Source organism: Prauserella sp. PE36 (genome assembly GCF_003311655.1).
GTDB classification, from domain to species: Bacteria; Actinomycetota; Actinomycetes; order Mycobacteriales; family Pseudonocardiaceae; genus Prauserella_A; species Prauserella_A endophytica.
The window spans coordinates 184,419-203,193 of the sequence record NZ_QEQT01000050.1 but is presented as its reverse complement, the minus strand read 5'-3'; the positions used below and the strand labels follow the sequence as shown (position 1 = coordinate 203,193).

General features: G+C 71.9%; 17 protein-coding genes. 11 read left to right on the top strand and 6 right to left on the bottom strand.

Features of this window, described 5'->3' with window-relative positions:
* Positions 1-11 precede the first annotated feature (11 nt).
* Genes catA through DI005_RS11955 form a run of 3 tightly spaced genes read right to left on the bottom strand, consistent with a single transcriptional unit; the run spans position 12 to position 2,916 of the window.
* Positions 12-875: a catechol 1,2-dioxygenase gene (gene catA / locus DI005_RS11965; protein ID WP_113642154.1), complete on the bottom strand. Its 864-nt coding sequence runs from the start codon at positions 873-875 to the stop codon at positions 12-14.
* 32 nt (positions 876-907) lie between these two features.
* Positions 908-2,011, bottom strand: coding sequence for a mandelate racemase/muconate lactonizing enzyme family protein (locus DI005_RS11960; RefSeq protein WP_113642153.1), 1,104 nt, complete (start codon positions 2,009-2,011; stop codon positions 908-910).
* The gene (locus DI005_RS11955) at positions 2,008-2,916 is read right to left on the bottom strand and encodes a LysR substrate-binding domain-containing protein (RefSeq protein ID WP_112269387.1); all 909 of its coding nucleotides are present in this window, start codon (positions 2,914-2,916) and stop codon (positions 2,008-2,010) included. Before DI005_RS11955 ends, DI005_RS11960 begins: the two co-directional genes overlap by 4 nt.
* Before the next feature lie 257 nt (positions 2,917-3,173).
* Here DI005_RS11955 and benA point away from each other — a divergent pair, with 257 nt between their 5' ends.
* The 5 genes from benA (at position 3,174) to DI005_RS11930 (ending at position 12,169) form a co-directional block, all read left to right on the top strand.
* Complete coding sequence (gene benA, locus DI005_RS11950) at positions 3,174-4,565, top strand: benzoate 1,2-dioxygenase large subunit (protein ID WP_113642152.1); 1,392 nt, start codon at positions 3,174-3,176, stop codon at positions 4,563-4,565.
* A gap of 10 nt (positions 4,566-4,575) precedes the next feature.
* Positions 4,576-5,109 carry a benzoate 1,2-dioxygenase small subunit gene (benB, locus tag DI005_RS11945; RefSeq protein WP_112269391.1) on the top strand — a complete coding sequence of 178 codons (534 nt, stop codon included), beginning with the start codon at positions 4,576-4,578 and terminating at the stop codon, positions 5,107-5,109.
* 126 nt (positions 5,110-5,235) lie between these two features.
* Entirely contained in the window at positions 5,236-7,896 is a 2,661-nt protein-coding gene (benC, locus tag DI005_RS11940; protein ID WP_113642151.1) for a benzoate 1,2-dioxygenase electron transfer component BenC, read from the top strand.
* A 103-nt stretch (positions 7,897-7,999) separates the two neighbouring features.
* The gene (locus tag DI005_RS11935) at positions 8,000-9,340 is read left to right on the top strand and encodes an MFS transporter (RefSeq protein WP_113642150.1); all 1,341 of its coding nucleotides are present in this window, start codon (positions 8,000-8,002) and stop codon (positions 9,338-9,340) included.
* Between the two features lie 150 nt (positions 9,341-9,490).
* Positions 9,491-12,169 (top strand): LuxR family transcriptional regulator, encoded by a 2,679-nt coding sequence (locus DI005_RS11930; RefSeq protein WP_113642149.1) that lies wholly within the window; start codon positions 9,491-9,493, stop codon positions 12,167-12,169.
* Here the strand turns inward: DI005_RS11930 and DI005_RS11925 are convergent.
* A complete protein-coding gene (locus DI005_RS11925; RefSeq protein WP_233520100.1) occupies positions 12,164-13,432 on the bottom strand; it encodes a benzoate/H(+) symporter BenE family transporter in 1,269 nt (422 codons plus the stop codon). The genes DI005_RS11930 and DI005_RS11925 overlap by 6 nt on opposite strands.
* A gap of 219 nt (positions 13,433-13,651) precedes the next feature.
* Between DI005_RS11925 and DI005_RS39460 the strand changes: the two genes are divergently transcribed.
* Positions 13,652-13,780, top strand: coding sequence for a hypothetical protein (locus tag DI005_RS39460; RefSeq protein WP_255565691.1), 129 nt, complete (start codon positions 13,652-13,654; stop codon positions 13,778-13,780).
* Positions 13,781-13,876: 96 nt separating this feature from the next.
* Here DI005_RS39460 and DI005_RS11915 read toward each other — a convergent pair whose 3' ends face one another.
* Together DI005_RS11915 and DI005_RS11910 are read right to left on the bottom strand one after the other, a co-directional pair.
* On the bottom strand, positions 13,877-14,488 hold the full coding sequence (locus tag DI005_RS11915; protein WP_112269401.1) for a bifunctional 2-polyprenyl-6-hydroxyphenol methylase/3-demethylubiquinol 3-O-methyltransferase UbiG: 612 nt from the start codon (positions 14,486-14,488) through the stop codon (positions 13,877-13,879).
* 223 nt (positions 14,489-14,711) lie between these two features.
* Entirely contained in the window at positions 14,712-15,677 is a 966-nt protein-coding gene (locus DI005_RS11910; RefSeq protein WP_113642148.1) for a YafY family protein, read from the bottom strand.
* Positions 15,678-15,771: 94 nt separating this feature from the next.
* Between DI005_RS11910 and DI005_RS11905 the strand changes: the two genes are divergently transcribed.
* From DI005_RS11905 to DI005_RS11885, 5 genes are read left to right on the top strand one after another with little or no spacing between them, the layout of a single operon-like run.
* Entirely contained in the window at positions 15,772-16,185 is a 414-nt protein-coding gene (locus tag DI005_RS11905) for a VOC family protein (RefSeq protein WP_113642147.1), read from the top strand.
* Between the two features lies 1 nt (position 16,186).
* Positions 16,187-16,780, top strand: coding sequence for a YdeI family protein (locus DI005_RS11900; RefSeq protein WP_233520099.1), 594 nt, complete (start codon positions 16,187-16,189; stop codon positions 16,778-16,780).
* A gap of 33 nt (positions 16,781-16,813) precedes the next feature.
* Entirely contained in the window at positions 16,814-17,725 is a 912-nt protein-coding gene (locus DI005_RS11895; RefSeq protein ID WP_113642145.1) for a class I SAM-dependent methyltransferase, read from the top strand.
* A gap of 56 nt (positions 17,726-17,781) precedes the next feature.
* Positions 17,782-18,123 (top strand): MmcQ/YjbR family DNA-binding protein, encoded by a 342-nt coding sequence (locus DI005_RS11890; RefSeq protein WP_113642230.1) that lies wholly within the window; start codon positions 17,782-17,784, stop codon positions 18,121-18,123.
* Positions 18,124-18,139: 16 nt separating this feature from the next.
* Positions 18,140-18,772, top strand: coding sequence for a dihydrofolate reductase family protein (locus DI005_RS11885; protein WP_113642144.1), 633 nt, complete (start codon positions 18,140-18,142; stop codon positions 18,770-18,772).
* Positions 18,773-18,775: the final 3 nt, after the last annotated feature.

Sequence of the window (18,775 nt, the reverse complement as noted above, 5' to 3'; positions counted from 1 at the left end):
GTCGGTGGTGCTCAGGCCTTGACCGGGTCGAGGACGAAGCCGTAGGACACGGTCTCGCCCTTGCCGTCGGCCGCGGGCTTCGGGTCGAGCACCAGTTCCGGCTTCACGGCCGAGGCGATGTCGTCGTCGTTGTGCTCGTCACCGGGGAAGTACAGCTGCGCGGTGAGCAGCTCGTGTCCCGGCGCGGAAACCTTGACGTGCAGGTGCGCGGGCCGCCAGGCGTGCCAGCCCGCCGCGGCGATCAGCTTGCCGCACGCGCCGTCGGTGGGGATCTGGTACGGCGCGGGGCGGACGGTGTTGATCTCGAACTGGCCGTCGGCGTCCACGGAGAAGGTGCCGCGCAGGTTCCACTCCGGGATGCCTGGCGCGAACTGCGAGTACAGGCCCTCGGCGTCGGCGTGCCACAGCTCGACCTTGGCCTGGTCGAGGACGCTGCCGTCGGTGGAGGTGACGCGGCCGGTCCACACCAGCGGCGTGCCCGGCTCGTCGTCGCGCATCGGCACCGAGCCGCGTGAGCCCTGCTCCGGCGCGCCGGGCACGTAGTACGGGCCCTCGATGGTGCCCTTGTTGCCCTCGCGGTGCTCGGTGGCGACCTCCTCGACGACGTGCTCGACCCACACGTCCAGGAACAGCGGCCACTCGCCGTCCTCACCGACGCTGATCAGCCACGCCTTGAGGGCGTTGTACTCGTCGTAGGTGACCTTGTGCCTGCGGATGGTCGAGTGCACTGCCTCGAGCACCTCGCGGGCCAGCAGCGACACGCGCTCCTTGGGGGTGTCAGCGACGTTGGCGTACTTGTCCGACTTGAACCGCTCGGTGGCGCTGGCGCCGGAGTCCGCGGCGGACGGCGCCGGGGCGTGGTGGGTGGCGGTCATGGGGATCCTCCTTGATTCCTCGGGGGTGGGGTTCAGGTGTCCTGGCGGTAGCGGGCGAGCTTGTCCGGGTCGATCTCGACCCCGAGCCCCGCGCCGGGACGGATGGTGAGCTCGCCGTCGTGGATCTCCAGCGGCTCGGTGAGCAGGTCGTCGCTCATGTCGAGGAAGTTCGACAACTCGCCCGCGCGGCGCGAGGTGAGCTGGTACGACGAGCCGAACGCGACCGTGCACATGGAGCCCAGCTGGCCGTCGATCTGGTTGCCCATCACGACCTCAAGGCCGAGGCCCTCGGCGAGGTGGTGCACGCGCTGCGAATGCGTGAAGCCGGTGCGGGCGATCTTGATGCTGATCGCCGTGGCGGAGCCGCCCAGCACCTCCCTGGTCACGTCGGCCGGGGTGACGGCGGACTCGTCGGCGATGAACGGCACGTCGAGCTGGGAGACGAGCCAGCGCCTGCCCAGCACGTCGTCGGCGGGGCAGAGCTCCTCGGCGAAGAGCAGGCCGAGGTCCGACATCTCCTTCATCGCCATGGCCGACTCCGAGGCGGTCCAGCCGCGGTTGCCGTCGACGTACAGCTCGATGTCGTCGCCGAGTCCCTCACGCAGGGCGCGCACCACGGCGGTGTCGAGTCCCACGGGGCGCCGGCCGACCTTCACCTTGAACGTGGTGATGCCGTGCTGCTCGCGCATGCGCTGCGCCTCGGCGACCATCGCGGCCGGCTCGTCGAAGCCGAGCATGTGCGACACGCGCATCCGATCGGTGTAGCCGCCGAGCAGCTCGGTGACCTGCACGTCGAGCGTGCGGCCGAGCGCGTCCCACACGGCCATGTCGATGGCGGCCTTGGCCGCGGGGTTGCCGACGGTGCGGGAGAGCCTGGTCGCCATCGTCTCGCGCTCCAGCAGGCTCAGCCCCACCACCTGCGGCGCGAAGATCTTTTCGATCACCGCGATCACGCCGGCCTGCGTCTCGCCGTAGGTGAACGGGCGGGGCGGGGCCTCGGCCACGCCGACGATGCCGTCGTCGGTGTGCACGCGCACGAGGACGTGCTCGGCCACGTGCACCTCGCCGGAGGCGAACCTGAGCGGCTTGCGGTACGGGATGGCGAAGGGGATCGCCTCCACGCTGGTGATCTTCATCGGCTGACCTCGAAGGGGTGTGGTTCGGTGGAGATGGCGGTTTCGAGCACGTCGAGGACCGACCGCACGAGGGGGGAGTCGTTGTCGGCGCGCCAGGCGAGCGCCAGCTCGACGCTGCCCGCGTCGGTGAGGTCGCGGAACACCACGCCCGCCAGCGGCAGCGCGCGGGCCGAGGCGGGCAGGACCGCGACCCCGAGTCCGCCCGCGACGAGCGCGAGCAGCACGGCCGTGCCCGCGGCCTCGTGCTCGCGCTGTGGCGTGAACCCCGCGGCCTGGCAGCTGCGCTGCACGGCGTCGTTCACCACGGAGTCCTTGCTGGTGTAGACGATGAAGCCCTCGGTGCGCAGGTCGGCCATCGAGACCTCGGGTTCGATCGCGAGCCGGTGGTCGGCGGGCACGGCGAGGATCAGCGGTTCCACCTCGATCGTGCGCAGCTCGATGCCCTCGCCGCTGGCCGGCGGGCGGAGCACACCGATGTCGAGCGAGCCGGTGCGCAATCCGTCGCACTGGTCGGGCGTGAGCAGGTCGGCGTGGACCTCCAGGGCGACCTCGGGCACGTCCCGCTTGACCGCGCGGGCGATGCGGGGCAGCTGCGAGAACGCCGAGGTGCCGGTGAAGCCGACCCGGACGATCCCGAGCCTGCCGTCGGCGATCCGGCGCACGCCCTGCATGCTCTGCTCGACCGTGTCGAGCACCCTGCGGGCCTCCGCGAGGAGGTACTCGCCTGCGGGGGTGAGCCGGACCTGCCGCGTCGTGCGGGTGAACAGGGGCGCGCCCAGCTCCGCCTCCAGTTGCCGGATGGCGTGGGACAGCGCGGGCTGGGCCATGTGCAGGCGTTCCGCGGCCTTGCCGAAGTGGCAGGTGTCGGCCACCGCGGCGAAGTAGCGCAGGTGACGCAGTTCCATCGCCGGACCTCCTCTGGCTCCACGTCGACGTACCGGTGGCCTCGATTGATTCACCGTAGGTACCGATATTGAGTCAAGACAAGGAGCGATTTTCGAGTGATTGATCGATGCTATCGATTAATAGCACCCTAGGTCAGGACTAGGTATTCGCCCGGTGTGACTGCTGCCACCCGCTGTCATGGTCAGGGGAACACGCCACGGCGGCCCCCGGCCGCTGGAGGCCGGTCAAAGCCGATCAAGGCCACCGTGGAGGACTCATGACTGACACGCTCGATCGCCTCTCCGCCGTCCTCGCCGACGCCGTCATCGAGGACCGGGAGGCCGGGATCTACCGGGCGAATCGTCGGATCTTCACCGACGAGGAGATCTTCGAGCTCGAGATGAAGCACATCTTCGAGGGCAACTGGATCTACCTGGCGCACGAGAGCCAGCTCCCCAACCCCGGCGACTACTTCACGACCTATATCGGCAGGCAGCCGGTGGTCATCACCCGTGACAAGGACGGCGAGCTGCACTGCCTGATCAACGCGTGCGCACACCGCGGCGCGATGATCTGCCGCCGCAAGACCGACAACCGGTCGACCCTCACCTGTCCGTTCCACGGCTGGACCTTCCGCAACGACGGCAAGCTGCTCAAGGTCAAGGACCCCGACGGCGCCGGCTACCCCCCGTCGTTCAACGCGAACGGGTCGCACGACCTGACGCGGGTCGCCCGCTTCGACAGCTACCGCGGGTTCCTCTTCGGCAGCCTCAACCCCGACGTCCTGCCGCTAGCCGAGCACCTCGGCGACACAACCAAGATCATCGACATGCTCGTGGACCAGTCGCCGGAAGGTCTCGAGGTGCTGCGCGGCTCCTCCACCTACACCTACGACGGCAACTGGAAGGTGCAGGCCGAGAACGGCGCCGACGGCTACCACGTCACCGCGACGCACTGGAACTACGCGGCCACCACGGCGCGACGCGGCACCGGTGCTTCCAAGAACGACACGAAGACGCTCGACGCGGGCAGCTGGGGCAAGTCCGGTGGCGGCTACTGGTCGTTCCCGCAGGGTCACCTGTGCCTGTGGACGTGGGCGGGCAACCCGCAAGACCGTCCACTGTGGAACAAGATGGACGAGCTGAAGCGCGAGTTCGGCGACGCCAAGGGCGAGTTCATGGTCAAGGGCTCCCGGAACCTGTGCCTGTACCCGAACGTGTACCTGATGGACCAGTTCTCCACGCAGATCCGGCACTTCCGGCCGATCGCGCCGGACAAGACCGAGGTCACCATCTACTGCATCGCGCCGAAGGGCGAGAGCGCCGAAGCCCGCGCGTGGCGGATCCGCCAGTACGAGGACTTCTTCAACGCCTCCGGCATGGCCACCCCGGACGACCTGGAGGAGTTCCGCTCCTGCCAGCTGACGTTCCGTGCTTCGGCCGCGCCGTGGAACGACATGAGCCGCGGCGCCGAGCACTGGCTGACCGGGCCGGACGAGGTCGCGCGGACGCTCGGCATGACCGGCGTCATCTCCGCGGGCCAGAAGAACGAGGACGAGGGCCTCTACCCCGTACAGCACGGCTTCTGGGCGCAGACCATGCGCGAGGCGATCGCCCGCGAACGGGCGCGGTCCGAAGAGGACGACACGCTGCCTGCCGCCACCGCCTGAGGAGTATCCGATGACTGTCACCGCCGACACCGCCACCAGCGCCAGCACGACGAAGACCATCACCCAGAACGACATCGAGCAGTTCCTCTACCGGGAGGCGCGCTACCTCGACGACCGCGAGTTCGAGAAGTGGCTGGACTGCTACGCCGACGACGTCGTGTACTGGATGCCCTCGTGGGGCGACGACGACCTGCTGACCGAGAACCCGCAGACGGACGTCTCGCTGATCTACTACCCGAACAAGGGCGGGCTCGAGGACCGGGTGTTCCGGATCCGCACGGAGCGCTCCAGCGCGACGTCGATCCCGGAGCCGCGCACGAGCCACAACATCAGCAACGTCGAGCTCATCGAGCGGCGGGGCGACCTCGTGGACGTGCGGTTCAACTGGCACACCATGTACTTCCGGTACAAGACGGTGGATCCGTACTACGGGACCTCGTTCTACACCATCGACTTCTCCGGCGAATCGCCGCTCATCCGCCGCAAGACCGTGGTGTTGAAGAACGACTACATCCACCACGTCGTCGACATCTACCACTTCTGACAACTGTCCGGAGCGGCTTGCGTTGCGGTGCGGGTGGCGGAACCAGAACCCGCGGCGGCGCAAGCTGACGGCGCATGTGCAAGCGGCTCCGCCGCTGCGGAATGACCCCGGTCCCAGGGAGGGATCATGACTTACCAGGTCGCACTGTCCTTCGAGGACGGTGTCACCCGCTTCATCACGTGCGCGGAGGACCAGACGGTCGCCGACGCGTCGTACCGCCAGCGGATCAACATCCCGCTGGACTGCCGGGACGGCGCGTGCGGAACCTGCAAGGCGTTCTGCGAGTCGGGCACCTACGACGGCGGGACCTACATCGAGGACGCCCTTTCCGACGACGAGGCGCGGCGCGGCTACGTGCTGCCGTGCAGCATGAAGCCGACGTCGGACCTGGTGCTGCAGATCGCGAGCACGTCGGCGGTCGCCAAGACCGAGGCGGCGACCTACCCCGCGACCCTGACCGCGCTGGACCGGCTCTCGCCGACGACGTTCGCGCTCACCGTGGAGACCCCCGGCCGGGACAAACTGGCCTTCCTGCCCGGCCAGTACGTGAACATCGAGGTGCCCGGCACCGGGGAGACGCGGTCGTACTCGTTCAGCAACGCGCCGGACGACAAGTCGTTGACCTTCCTGGTGAAGCTCACGCCCGGCGGCGCGATGTCGGACTACCTCACCGAGCGGGCGAGCGCGGGCGACGAGCTCACCTTCACCGGCCCCAACGGCAGCTTCTTCCTGCGTGAGGCCGACCGGCCCGTGCTGCTGCTGGCCGGTGGCACCGGCCTGGCGCCGATCCTGTCGATCGTGCGCACGCTCCGGGCCACGGGCTCGGCGCGGCCCGCGCACCTCATCTACGGCGTGAGCACCGACGACGACCTGGTGGAGCTGGACACGCTCGCCGAGCTGGCCGCGCAGGTAGACGGGTTCACCTGGGACTACTGCGTCGCCGACCCGGACAGCTCCGCGCCCAACAAGGGCTATGTGACGAGCCTGATCGGCGACGAGCACCTGCACGGTGGGGACGTGGCGGTGTACCTGTGCGGGCCGCCGCCCATGGTCGAGGCGGTGCGCGCGCACTTCACCGAGCGGGGAGTGGAGCCGACCGGGTTCTACTACGAGAAGTTCGCGCTCTCCAGTGCGTCCGCCCAGGCCGAGCCCGTGGTGGTGGAGACCATGGCCGAGCCGGAACCCGCCGCCGCGCCGGAACCCGTGGTGGAAGCGGTGCCCGAACCCGAGCCGGTGCGCCCGGTGACCGAGGGAGAGGGCAGGGCCTTGGCGGGGCAGCGGATCTTCGAGCCCGTGGCGCTGAGCCCCCTGGGCGCGGGCGCGGTGCGCACGGCCACCGAGGAGGCCGCCGCGGCGAGAACCGTGGCCGGACAGGCGATCTGGCCCGGCGAGGGCACGGGTACCCGCTCCCTGACCTCCGGCGAGGCGTTGCTGCCCGCGGGCAACGCCCGCGCCGTCGCGGGTCAGGAGATGCTGCCCGCGCCCGACGATCTCGCGCCGCTCGTGGCGCCCCAGCCGGAGGGCAGCTACGAGATCGGCGAGGAGCACCCGTCGGTGCACGAGTCGGATGCCGTGTTCGAGGCGAGGCGGGCACTCGAGCTGGGCGCGCTGGAGCTCGTGATCGGCAGGCTCTCGTCGCAGCAGCTCGCGGGCTACCGGCTGCTCGCCGAGGCGACCGTGCCCTATGTGGACGGCGACCGGTTCGTCGACGCCGCCGCGTTCACCGAGACCAACGCTGCCTTCCACGACTACCTGTTCACCCTCACCGGCAACGAGCACCTGCTCCAGGCCTACCGCGCGCTCGGCGTGCAGGGGCACATGGAGGAGACCCTGCGGGACGCGACGTGGTGCCATCCCCGGTGCACGCAGGACCACCTCGACATCGTCACCGCGTTCGAGGCGGGGGACCGCACCACGGCCCGCAGGCTGGTCGTCGAGCACGCCGAGCGTGCGAAGACCACCACGCGCAGGGCCATGGACGACGCGAGGCCGTCGCGTGCGCGCGCGTTCGTGACCCCCGGCCGCTTCGACGGCAAGGTCGTGGTGGTCACCGGCGCGGCACAGGGCATCGGTGAGCGCGTGGCCAGGCGGATCAGCGCGGAGGGCGGCACGGTGGTGCTCGCCGACCGCGCCGGCCTCGTCACCGAGTTGGCCGATGAGCTGACCGGCGAGGCACTGCCGGTGCTCGCCGATCTGGAGACGTGGGAGGGGGCCCAGGAGGTGGCCGAGGCCACGCTCGCGCGCTACGGCCGGATCGACGTGCTCGTCAACAACGTCGGCGGGGCGATCTGGTTCAAGCCCTTCACCGAGTTCACCCCGGCGGAGATCGAGGCGGAGATCCGGCGCTCGCTGATGACGACCCTGTTCTCCTGCCGGGCCGCCCTGCCGTCGATGACGGAGCGGGGCCGCGGCGTGATCGTCAACGTGTCGTCCGCGGCGACGCGCGGCATCCACCGGATCCCGTACTCGGCGGCGAAGGGCGGCATCAACGCCATCACCGCCTCGCTCGCCTTCGAGTGCGCCGACGCGGGAATCCGGGTGGTCGCGACCGCTCCCGGTGGCACCGAGGCGCCGCCGCGCCGGATCTCCCGCGGCGGCTCGGCACTGGAAACCGAGCAGGAGCAGACCTGGTTCCAGGCGCACATCGAGCAGACCGTGAGCACGTCGCTGATGAAGCGCTACGGCACGCTCGACGAGCAGGCCGCCGCGATCGCCTTCCTCGCCTCCGACGAGGCGTCCTACATCACCGGCACCGTCCTGCCGGTGGCGGGCGGCGACCTCGGCTGACACCGGTCCGCCCGCCCTCGCAGTTGTGCGGCCTCGCGCCGCCCGGGCGGCCTCAGCCCGTGGCCGCCCTCCCGCCCCCTCCAACACTCCCGGGGAGTTCCTCATGTCCGAAACCGACGCAATGACGCGCCGGCGTCAGCGCACCGTGTCCTGGGTGGTCGCACTGTCGACCGTCGCGCTCGTCTTCGACGGATACGACCTCGTCGTCTACGGCACCGTGCTGCCCACCCTGCTCGCCGATCCCTCCCAGCTCGGGGCGATCACGCCCGGCCAGGCGGGCGCGCTCGGCAGCTACGCACTCGTCGGTGTCCTCGTGGGGGCACTGGCCGCGGGCGCACTCGGCGACTGGATCGGGCGCCGCAGGATCATGCTGATCAACCTCGCCTGGTTCTCGATCGGGATGGGCGCGACCGCGCTGACCCAGAACGTCGTCACCTTCGGAATCGGCCGATTCCTGACCGGCATCGGGGTCGGCGCGCTGGTGGCCACGGTCGGGGCGCTCGTGGCGGAGTTCGCCCCGCCGGGACGGCGGAACCGGCTCAACGCGATCGTCTACAGTGGAGTGCCCGCCGGCGGCGTGCTTGCCGCGCTCCTCGCGCTCGTCCTGGCCGACGCGGTCGGCTGGCGCGGGCTGTTCTGGGTCGGCGCGCTGCCGATCGTGCTGGTGCTCCCGCTGGCCGTGGTGAAGCTGCCGGAGTCGCCGAAGTGGCTCGCCTCGCGGGGCAGGGTCGAGCAGGCGAAGGCCCTCGCCGAGCGCACCGGCATCGCGCTGTCCGCTGAGCCAGGCCGACCGGCCGGGACCGCCCGCGTCGGTTTCCCCGCGCTGGCCACGAGGTCGCTGGCGCTTCCGACACTGCTGCTGGGCACGATGAGCTTCGCCGGGCTGCTGCTCACCTACGGCCTCAACACCTGGCTGCCGCAGATCATGGCCGACAACGGCTACGACAAGAGTTACTCGCTGACCTTCCTGCTCGTGCTCAATTTCGGCGCCATCGTCGGTGGCCTGCTCGCGTCGCTGTGGGCCGACCGGGCCGGGGCCAAGCGCGTCGTGGCCACCACGTTCGTGCTCGCCGCCTGCACGCTCGCGCTGCTGCCGCTGAGCCTGCCGCTGGGCGCGCTCCTGCTCGCGGTCGCGGTGGCCGGGGTCGGCACGATCGGCACCCAGGTGCTCGTCTACGGCCTGGTGTCCAACTACTACCCGACCAGGGCACGCGCGGCCGGGGTCGCGTGGTGCGCCGGGTTCGGCAGGCTCGGCGGCATCGTCGGGCCGGTGGTCGGCGGCGTGCTCGTCGGTGCGGGGCTCGGGGGCGCCACGGCGTTCTACCTGTTCGCCGCCATAGCGCTCGCCGCGGCGGTCGTCACGGCGCTGGTGCCCCGCTCGCGGCACGCCGAGGACGACCTGCCCGTGACGGCGCCGGCGGCCGGGACGCCGCATCCCGCTTAGGCCGAGCCTGACGCATCCTGGCGCTGCCGCGACCACGTCGCCGGACGAGCCGAGAACGGCCGGTGCGAGGCTCGTCCTCGCCTTGGCAGCCGCCGCGCCGATCCCGCTCGCGCCGGAAGAGTTCCCGCAGGCACGGCCTAGGGTGACCATGTGGTCCGCCCCCGCCCTCCGCTGATCGCCCGCGACGCCGCACTCGGCGAGCTGGAGCGCCTGCTGCACGGCGCCGCCGAGCACGGGTCCGCGTTCGTGCTGGTCAGCGGCAAGGCGGGGGTCGGAAGGACCACGCTCGCCGACGCATTGGCGGCCCGTCACCACGGACCGCTGCTGCGTGCCACGGGCGCGGAGTGGGAACGGGACCGGGCCTACGGCGTCGTGGGCCAGCTCATCGGCGAATCCAGCCGCGGCGGGGCCGTCGAGGTGTCCTCCGCGATCGCCCGGAACGCCGAGTCCGCTGGCGGCACCGTGCTCGCCGTGGTGGACGACGCGCACTGGGCCGACCAGCCGTCGCTGCAGGCGCTGGCCTCCGCGGTCCGTCACCACCGGGACACGCGGCTGCTCGTGCTCGCCACCGCCGTCACCGGCGATCCGGACGTCCCCGCGCCCGCGCTGGAGCTGCTGCACCGGGTCGCGGACCACGCGATCACCGTGGAGCCGTTCACCCCGCCCGAGGTGGGGGAGCTCGCCGCCGCGCGCGGCGTCCTGCTGCACCCGTCGATGGCGGAACGGCTGTGGTGGCACACCGGCGGCGTCGCGCGGCATATCGGGCAGCTGCTGGCTGAGGTGCCGAGGACGACGTGGGCCCGGTTCGACCCGGCGCTGCCCGCTCCGGCCGCCGTGGCGGCCAGTGTCCGCACGGCGCTGGCCGGGTGCTCGCCGGAGGCTCGTGGGCTGGCCGAGGCCGCGGCCGTGCTCGGACCCGGCACCACCGTGCGCGACGCCGCGCTGCTCGCCGGGGTGCCAGGAGACGTGCTGCCCGCGCTGGACGAGGCGGTCGCCGCCCGGCTCGTGGAGTTCGGCGGCCGCGGCCTCACCGAGATCGGCCCGCCGGACCCGATGGTCAGGGCCGCCGTGCTCGCCGCGATGGGACCCGCCGCGGCGGCGCGCGCCCACCGCAGGGCCGCCGACCTCATCGACGACCCGGTGCGCCGGATGCGGCTGCTGGTCGCCGCCTCGCCGATGCCCGACCCGGACGTGGCCGACCGGCTCGACGCGCTCGCCGCCGAGCGGGCGGCCGAGGGCGCGTGGGGCGTGGCGGCCTCGCTGCTCAACGACGCGAGCAGGCTCACCGAGGACCGTCTCAAGCGCGAGAGCAGGCTCACGAGGGCCGTCGACGCCCTGATCGGCGCGGGTGACGCGTTCGCGGCGGCGGCTCTGGTTCCCGAGGTGGAAAGCCTGCGGGAGACGCCGCTGCGCAACGCCGTGCTGGGCTACCTCGCGATCGTGCGGGGCCGCGCCGCGGAGGCCGAGAACCGGCTCGGCCGGGCCTGGGATCTGGTGAACACCGAGCGCGAGCCGGACGTCGCCGCGTCGATCTGCCAGCGCTACGTGCTGCACTCGCTGTCCCGCCTCCGCCCGGAGGAACTGGTGTCGTGGGCGGACCAGGCCGTGGCGCTGGCGGGTGAGGACGCGCCCGCGGGCGTCGAGGCGGCCGCGATCCGGGGGCTCGGCCTCGCCGCCGCGGGCCGGGCGGCCGAAGCGCTCGCCGCTTACGCCGAGCTGGCCGAGCGCGTGCAGCACGGTGCGCAGGCCCAGCGGATCCTGATGGGCCGGGGCTGGCTCAGCCTCATGGTCGACGCGGTCGACGACGCGAGGGCCGACCTGGAGAGCTCGGTGCCCACCACGTTCCTCGGCGGCTCGACGCGGATCTCGCTGTGGGCAAGGGCCTGGCTCGCGCGGGCGCAGTTCCTCACGGGGGACTGGGACGACGCGGTGCGCACGGTACGGGAGGCGACGCCGTTGCTCGACCGGGCCGGAATCGTGCTGGCGGGTCCGTTGCTGTACTGGACGGCCGTCGCCGTGCACGCGCTGCGCGGCGACTGGGACGACGCCGAGCTGGCGCTGCGCCGAGCCGACGCGGGGCCGCAGGACTACGAGATTATGCGCGTGCCGTCGTACCTGGCCCGCGCGCACGTGGCCGAGGCGCGGGCGGACTCCGCCGGGGTGCTGCGGGCGCTGCGCCCGCTCACGCAGCCGTGGGCGGGCGGCGGTGTCGACCAGCCGGGCCAGTGGCCGTGGGCCGACATGTACGCGCACGCACTCGTGCTGGAGGGCAGGTACGCAGAGGCGGACACGTTCCTGACCCGGCAGGAGGCCCTCGCCGCCGGCCGTGGCCCCGGTTCGGCTCGGGCGCGGCTCGGCGCGGCGCGCGGCAGGCTCCTGGGCAGTCAGGGTGAGCTGGACCAGGCGCGCGAGGCGTTCGAAGCGGCGCTGGAGCTGCTGGAGGACCTGCCGCTGCGCTACGACAGCGCGCGCGTGAACTTCGCCTACGGCCAGATCCTGCGCCGAGCGGGCAAACGCAGGGACGCCGACACCGTGCTCACCACCGCGCGAGAGACGTTCGCGGCGCTCGGCGCGACGACCTACGTCGCGCGCTGCGACCGCGAGCTGAAGGCGGGTGGCGTGCACGTGCCGAGGACGGAACGTGGGCTCGGCGAGCTCACGCCGCAGGAGGAGGCGGTGTCGCAGCTCGTTGCGAGTGGACTGTCCAACCGGGAGGTCGCGGCCGAGCTTTTCCTGTCCACCAAGACGGTCCAGTACCACCTGACGCGGATCTACGCGAAGCTCGGCATCCGCTCGCGGGCCGAGCTGGCCGCGCGCCGGGGCTCATGAGCGCTCGGCGGCGTAGTCGGCCCGTTCGAGCAGCAATGAGATGGCGACCCCGGCGACGAGGCCCCAGAACGCGGCGCTGAGGTTCAGCGGCGAGACGCCGGAGACGGTCACCAGGAAGGCGACGAGTGCGCCGAGGGTGCACCGCGAGCGGAACGCGGTGACGAACGCGGTCTGCAGCGCGCGGAGCATGGCAAGCCCGCCCAGCACCGCGATGAACGACTCGGGCGTTGCGAGCATGAGGCGGACGAACGCGGGCGCGAACAGGCCCACCAGCATGGCGAGCAGGCCGCACACGATGGCCGCGGTGTACTGGCGCCCGCGTTCGCCGGATGCCACGAGCAGTGCGTTGGTGGGTCCGGTGAGGCAGGTCGACACGGCTCCGAACAACGCGGCGGGCAGCGACCAGAGTCCACACAGGACAGTGGAGACGTTCGTCGGTGGCTCGTGCCCGGCCTGGCGCAACACGGCCACGCCCTGACCGTTCTGCACGACGAGGACGGTGACGGCGAGCGGGACCACCAGCTCGAGGATCGCCTGCCACGAGAACTGCGGCGCCTGCAGGAGAGGCGAGGCGAACCAGGTGGTGCTCTCTGTGTCGGGCGTGAACCGGCCGGACACGGCGACGGCGACCGCCCCGACCACGAGGGCGCCGAGGATGGGCGGGATCCGGCGGCCGAGCGCGGGAAACGCCGACAGCAGCAGGAAGACCGCCACCATCGGCACCGCGATGCCGGGGTCCAGTCCGAGCGAGTGGACGAGGTCGAGGCCGAAGCGGAGGAAGACGCCCGCGACCATCGCCATGACCACCGGCATCGGAAGGGCCGCCATGACAGTGCGCACCAAGCCCGTGAGCCCGAGCACGAGGATCAGCAGCGCCGTGGCGACGAAAGCTCCGACGACCTGCGGCCACGGCAGGTGGTCGAGGGAGCCTCCGACCACGACGGCGCCGGGGATGGTCCAGAAGAACGCCAGCGGCTGCCGGTAGAGCCAGGACGCCAGCACGGTGAGCAGGCCGTTGAGCAGGAAGACGCCGAAGATCCACGAGGCGAGCTGCGCGGGGGAGAGGCCGCCCTGTGCGCCGACCGCGAGGATCACCGCGACGGGTCCGGTCGCGGAGAACACGATGCCGATGAGGCCGTTGGTGGCCGTCTCGGTGGTCGTGTCGCGCAGTACGTCGCGTGGTCCGGTGAGCGGTCGGGCCGGCCGTTCGAACCGGTGCGCGAACCGCGACGGTGCGCCACCGTCGTCGTTGAGGGTGGTCAACGAACCTCCTCCGTCGATGTGCCGTACGCATGCTGAACATTCAGTCGACATGCGTACAGACCGTTGTGGCATGTCCCACCCGGGGTCCTTGGAGGATCCCGTCATGACCACGGGACCGCTGGCCCATCCGACCACGGTGCGGGCCTTCGACGGTGTGCGGCTGCGGGCCTTCGAGGAGCACGACGTGGAGATGGCCCCCGACCCCGGACCGACCCTCACGTGTCCACGATCGGCACGCCTGTCCGCAGGCGCGGACCGCGCGAGCGGGAAGGGATGCTGCGCAGCCATCAGGAGATCGGCGGCAGGCGCGTGGACACGCTCCTCCACGCCACGATCCGCCCCGAATGAGCCGTATAACGACCTATACGGCTCGGCTCTCGTGCGCCGATCAGCTTTCGCCCTCCCCTACGCGAACGGCAAAAAGCACTCGGAGGAGGCTCAGGCTCAGGCGGGCCGCCTGCGGGCCCGGAGTACCGTGTCACGGGCGTGCCGGGTGCCCTCCGGGGCCGGGTCGACGCGGGCCCGCGTCTCGTCGACCTCGATGGTCCACTCGTCGCCGAGGAGCGCGGCGATGTCGGATGGCAGGAAGAAGTCGCGCGGGTCGTGGCCGCCCTCCTCGGGTGCCGGCCAGTCCGCCGTGTCGTGACCGGTGACGAGCAGGATGCCGCCCGGTGCGACCGCCGCCAGCAGGCCCCGCAGCGCGGCGTCGCCGTCGCGCCGCAGCAGCGGAAAGTACTGCGCCGAGACCAGGTCGAAGCATTGCGCGGGCGGGTGCGTCACGGCCAGGTCCGTGCGCGTCCACGCGATGCGGTCGGCCACACCGGCGTCGGCCGCGGCCTTGGCGGCACGCCGCAGCGCCACGGTCGAGATGTCGAGTGCGGTGACCCGCCAGCCGCGCCGGGCCAGCCAGATCGCGTCGCCGCCCTCGCCGCAGCCCACGTCGAGTGCCTGCCCCGGCGGCAGGCCGGAGACCTCGGTGACGAGCACGCCGTTGGGTCTGCCGCTGAAGAGCTGGTCGCGGCTGGAGTACCGCTCGTCCCAGAACTGTGCGTCCATCGTGTCCTTCCGGTCAGAGTCCGTGGCGCCGCTCGCCCATGACGAGCTCGCAGATCAGGTTCTCCGTGGCGGGTGTGAACGGATCGGGCTGATTCATGTGTGTCCACCTCCGTAGCCACTGTGCCCCTTCACCTGCCAACCCGACAAAACCCCTTGCCAAAACAGCAAAGTCGCCTGTCAGCCCCGTCGCCCCCGTCGGCCCCCAAGGCCACCTTTGTTGCGTTCAACGCGACAAAGGTGGCCTTGGGGGCGGGTAGAGGGTGGCGAGTTCGGCGCCGATGCGGGCCAGCTCGGTGCGCACCGACGGGGGCTCCACCACCTCCACGAGGGCTCCCCAGCCAGCGAGGTGGCGGGCGATGTCCAGCGCCGTCGGCGCGGCGAGCCGGACTCGCGCGCGGCCGCCGTCCGGCTCGCCGTCGGTGTGGCAGTGCCGTCCGAACTGGTCGCGCAGGATCGGCACGAACCGCTGGTCGATGAGCACGGTCGCCCAGGTGCGCGAGCGCCGCTGCTCCACCTCGCCGACCACCCGCTCCCACGCCGCCGCCAGTGCGAAGTCGTCGGGACGCTCGGCCGGTTCGTCGGTCGGCTCGGCCACGGCGATCCGGTCGACGCGGAAGGTCCGCTGCCCGCGCTCGGTTCCCGCGATCAGGTACCAGACGTCGTCCTTGTCCACCAGGCCCCAGGGGTCGACCAGCCGCTCGGTGCGCTCGCGGGCGCTGTTGGTGTAGGTCAGCCGTACCCTGCGCCTGCGCACCACGGCTGTCTGCAGCAGGCCGACGACCTCGGGCCGGTCGCGGTCCCGCTCGCCCCACCGCGTCGAGTCGATCATGATCGCGCCCGCGGCGGCCTCGGCGTCGGCGCGCAGTGTGGTCGGCAGCGCGCGCACGAGCTTGCGCAGCGCGGCCTTGGCCTCGTCCGAGACTGCGGCCGCGGGTCCGACCAGCAGGAAGAGTGCCTGCGCCTCGGCTGACGACAGCCCGCTCAGGTCGGTGCGGGCACCCCCGATGAGGGACCAGCCGCCGCCCCGGCCCGGCTGGGGATACACCGGGATGCCCGCGCTGGACAGTGCCTCCAGATCGCGGCGGGCTGTCGCGACCGACACCTCCAGCTCAGCGGCCAGCTCGGCCGCGGTCACCCGGCCCTTGGCCTGCATGAGGAGCAGGGCGGCGACGAGGCGGTCTGCGCGCATGGTGTCCAGTTTCCCCGAGAAAGTGCTCAGTTGGTGAGCACTTCAGGCGCGAGCATGGGAATTGTCAGCGAGCACCGACGAAAGGACCGGACCGATGTTGCGAGGACTCACCACCGTCACCTACTTCGCGGACGACCTCGCCGCCGCGCGGCGCTGGTACACCGAACTGCTCGGCGTCGAGCCGTACTTCGAGAAATCCGACGGCGACGACGTGGCCTACCTGGAGTACCGCATCGGCGACTACCTGGCCGAGCTGGGCCTGCTCGACCGGAGGTATGTGCAGGACAAGCCAGGGGGCGCGGGTGCGGGGCTGGTCTACTGGGCCGTCGACGACGTGCACGCCGCGTTCGACCGCCTGCTGGCCCTCGGCGCCACCGAGCACGAGCGACCGATCGAGCGCGGACCGGGGTTCGTCACGGCGTCGGTGACCGACCCGTTCGGCAACGTCCTCGGCGTCATGTACAACGAGCACTACCTCGATGTCCTCGCGGCACGGACGGGGGCGTGACGTGAACACCGTGCACCCCGAGACCGTCGCGGACTGGCGGGAGTGGCTGGCCGGAAACCACCTGTCGCGGAAGGAGATCTGGCTCGTCATCCCGCGCAAGGGCAGTGGGATACCGGGCGTGCGCTACGCCGAGGCGATCGAGCAGGCGCTGTGCTTCGGCTGGATCGACAGCCAGGCAAGGAAACGGGACTCCCGGAGCACACTGCTGCGGTTCACCCCGCGCGACCCGCACAGCACGTGGAGCCGGGTCAACCGGGAGCGGGCCACGCGGATGATCGAGCGGGGCCTGATGGCCGAGCCCGGCGCCGTGATGATCGAGTCGGCCAAGGCGAAGGGCACGTGGCAGGTCGTGCCCGACGAGGCGAGCGCCGGGGTGCCGGACGACCTGCGGGAGGCGCTGGAAGCCGACGAGGCCGCGCGCCGGAACTTCCGCGCTTTCCCACCGTCGTCCCGGCGGCTGATCCTGGAATGGATCGCACGCGCGAAGAAGCCGGAGACCCGGCGGCGGCGGATCGAGCGGACGGTGGCCCTCGCCGCGGTCAACGTCAGGGCCAACCATCCAGGCGTCCGGATGAGTGACCGGAAAACCGTGTGACACCACCGAATCTTCCTCGCTAGCCTCGGGCCCGTGATCCACGAGCACCCGCTGGCGTACCTGCTGGGCATCGAGGGACTCGGTCTGCTGCGCGCGTTCTCAGGGGAGTACGACCAGGCATTCGTGGCCTCCCGCATCGCCGAGGTGCGCGAGCTGCTCGCCGACGAGCGGCTCGCGAACGCCGCCGTGGACGTCGAGCGGGTCGGCACGGTCGAGGGCTACCGCGCGTGGGCACCGGCCTACGACGCGCCCGGCAACGCCGCGTTCGACCTCGACGAGCCCGTGGTCATCGAGATCCTCGACCGGCTGCCGGCCGGCGTCGCACTGGACGCGGCGTGCGGCACCGGCCGGTACGCGCGCCTGCTGGCCGAGCGTGGGCACCGGGTGCTCGGCGTGGACAGCTCGCCGGACATGCTCGCGCGGGCGCGCACGCGGGTGCCGGACGGCGACTTCCGGCTCGGCGACCTGCGCGAGCTCCCGGTGCGCGACGACCACGTGGATCTGGTGGTGTGCGCGCTCGCGCTGACCCACGCCCCCGAGCTGGGGCCTGTGCTGGCCGAGTTCGCGAGGGTGCTGCGGCCCGGCGGGCACCTCGTCATCGCCGACATCCACCCCGAGGCGGTGCTACGCGGATCCGTCCCGGCTGTGCGCGGTCCCGGCGGCGAGCCGAGGCGCCTGGTCACCCACCGGCACCTGGTGGGCGACTACCTGCGCGCCGCGCTGCCCCTCGGGCTGATCGTCCGCCGCTGCGAGGAGCCACGGCCGCCGGCCAGGGAGCCGGATGCGGGACCCGCCAACGGTTCCGTGTCACTGGAGCCGTGGGACCTGTGGCCGTGGTCGCTCGCCGGCCTGGTGCCCGAGGCCGCGTGGGCCGCCAACGCCGGAGTGCCCGCGCTGCTCGTCTGGCACTTCCAGCTGGAGGGTCCTCGCAGTACTCCGGAGTGACGCGCGACTCGCGGTGGGCGACCGGATTGTCGGTGGGGTGCGCGAGAATGCCCGGCATGGGTGTGCCGAGCGCGGAGTTCTTGCGGATCGTCGACGGCCTTGCCGAGGTCGAGCGGGCGAAGGCGAGGGACTACACGTCGTTCAGCGTGCGCGGCAAGCGGTTCGGGTACTACTGGCCGCGGACGCAGACCGTCGGCCTGAAGCAGACGCTGTCCGAACAGGCGGCGCTCGTCGCCGAACGGCCCGACGTGTTCGAGGTGCAGTTCACGGCGGGCGGGTTCGGCTGGGTCGTCGTGTACCTCCGGGGCATCGACGCCGACGAACTCGGCGAGCTCGTGTACGAGGCCTGGCGCCTCTCGGCACCCGAGGAGCTCGCCGCCGAGCACCCGATGCCGTAGCCCGAAGGAGGCCTGCGTGCCGAAGGAGCCGTACGTCGTCGCACACGTCGCCGTCGCACTCGACGGGGCCACCACCGGCTTCGCGCCGGACGCCGCGCGGTACTACGAGCTCGCGGCGACCTGGAACGAGGACGTCACGCTCACCGGCGCCGACACGATCCTCGCCCAGGAACCCGCGCTGGCCTCCGCGCCCCGGCCGGGTCCCGCCGACGGTGGACCGCTGCTCGCCGTCGTCGACGGCCGGGGCCGCGTCACGGAGTGGGAGGCGCTGCGCGAGGCCGGGCACTGGTCGGACGTGCTGGCGCTGCACGCACGGGACACCCCGCCCCGGCGCGCCGGGCGCACCGTGCCCGAACTCGTCACCGGACGCGAGCGGGTGGATCTGTCGGCCGTGCTCCGTGCGCTCGGTGAGCGGCACGGCGCCAGGGTCGTCCGGGTCGACAGCGGAGGCGCGCTCCTCGGCGCGCTGCTGGAGGCGAGCCTGCTCGACGAGGTGAGCCTGCTCGTGCACCCGTGCCTGCCCTCGGGCACGGGCAACCGGCACTGGCGCGGCAGCGCCACCACCCCTGCGCGGTTCGACCTCGTCGGGAGCCGCACGCTCGCCGACGGCCTCGTGTGGTCGCGCTACCGCCCGGCCGCTGGCCGCTGACAG

What these genes read in the sequence shown, in the direction of transcription:
- DI005_RS11955 (WP_112269387.1), bottom strand. Translation starts at nt 2,916, where the DNA reads ATGGAACTGCGTCACCTGCGCTACTTCGCCGCGGTGGCCGACACCTGC.
- DI005_RS11905 (WP_113642147.1), top strand. Translation starts at nt 15,772, where the DNA reads ATGTTGCGAGGACTCACCACCGTCACCTACTTCGCGGACGACCTCGCC.
- DI005_RS11935 (WP_113642150.1), top strand. Translation starts at nt 8,000, where the DNA reads ATGTCCGAAACCGACGCAATGACGCGCCGGCGTCAGCGCACCGTGTCC.
- DI005_RS11960 (WP_113642153.1), bottom strand. Translation starts at nt 2,011, where the DNA reads ATGAAGATCACCAGCGTGGAGGCGATCCCCTTCGCCATCCCGTACCGC.
- catA (WP_113642154.1), bottom strand. Translation starts at nt 875, where the DNA reads ATGACCGCCACCCACCACGCCCCGGCGCCGTCCGCCGCGGACTCCGGC.
- DI005_RS11915 (WP_112269401.1), bottom strand. Translation starts at nt 14,488, where the DNA reads ATGGACGCACAGTTCTGGGACGAGCGGTACTCCAGCCGCGACCAGCTC.
- DI005_RS11890 (WP_113642230.1), top strand. Translation starts at nt 17,782, where the DNA reads ATGGGTGTGCCGAGCGCGGAGTTCTTGCGGATCGTCGACGGCCTTGCC.
- DI005_RS11910 (WP_113642148.1), bottom strand. Translation starts at nt 15,677, where the DNA reads ATGCGCGCAGACCGCCTCGTCGCCGCCCTGCTCCTCATGCAGGCCAAG.
- benB (WP_112269391.1), top strand. Translation starts at nt 4,576, where the DNA reads ATGACTGTCACCGCCGACACCGCCACCAGCGCCAGCACGACGAAGACC.
- benC (WP_113642151.1), top strand. Translation starts at nt 5,236, where the DNA reads ATGACTTACCAGGTCGCACTGTCCTTCGAGGACGGTGTCACCCGCTTC.
- benA (WP_113642152.1), top strand. Translation starts at nt 3,174, where the DNA reads ATGACTGACACGCTCGATCGCCTCTCCGCCGTCCTCGCCGACGCCGTC.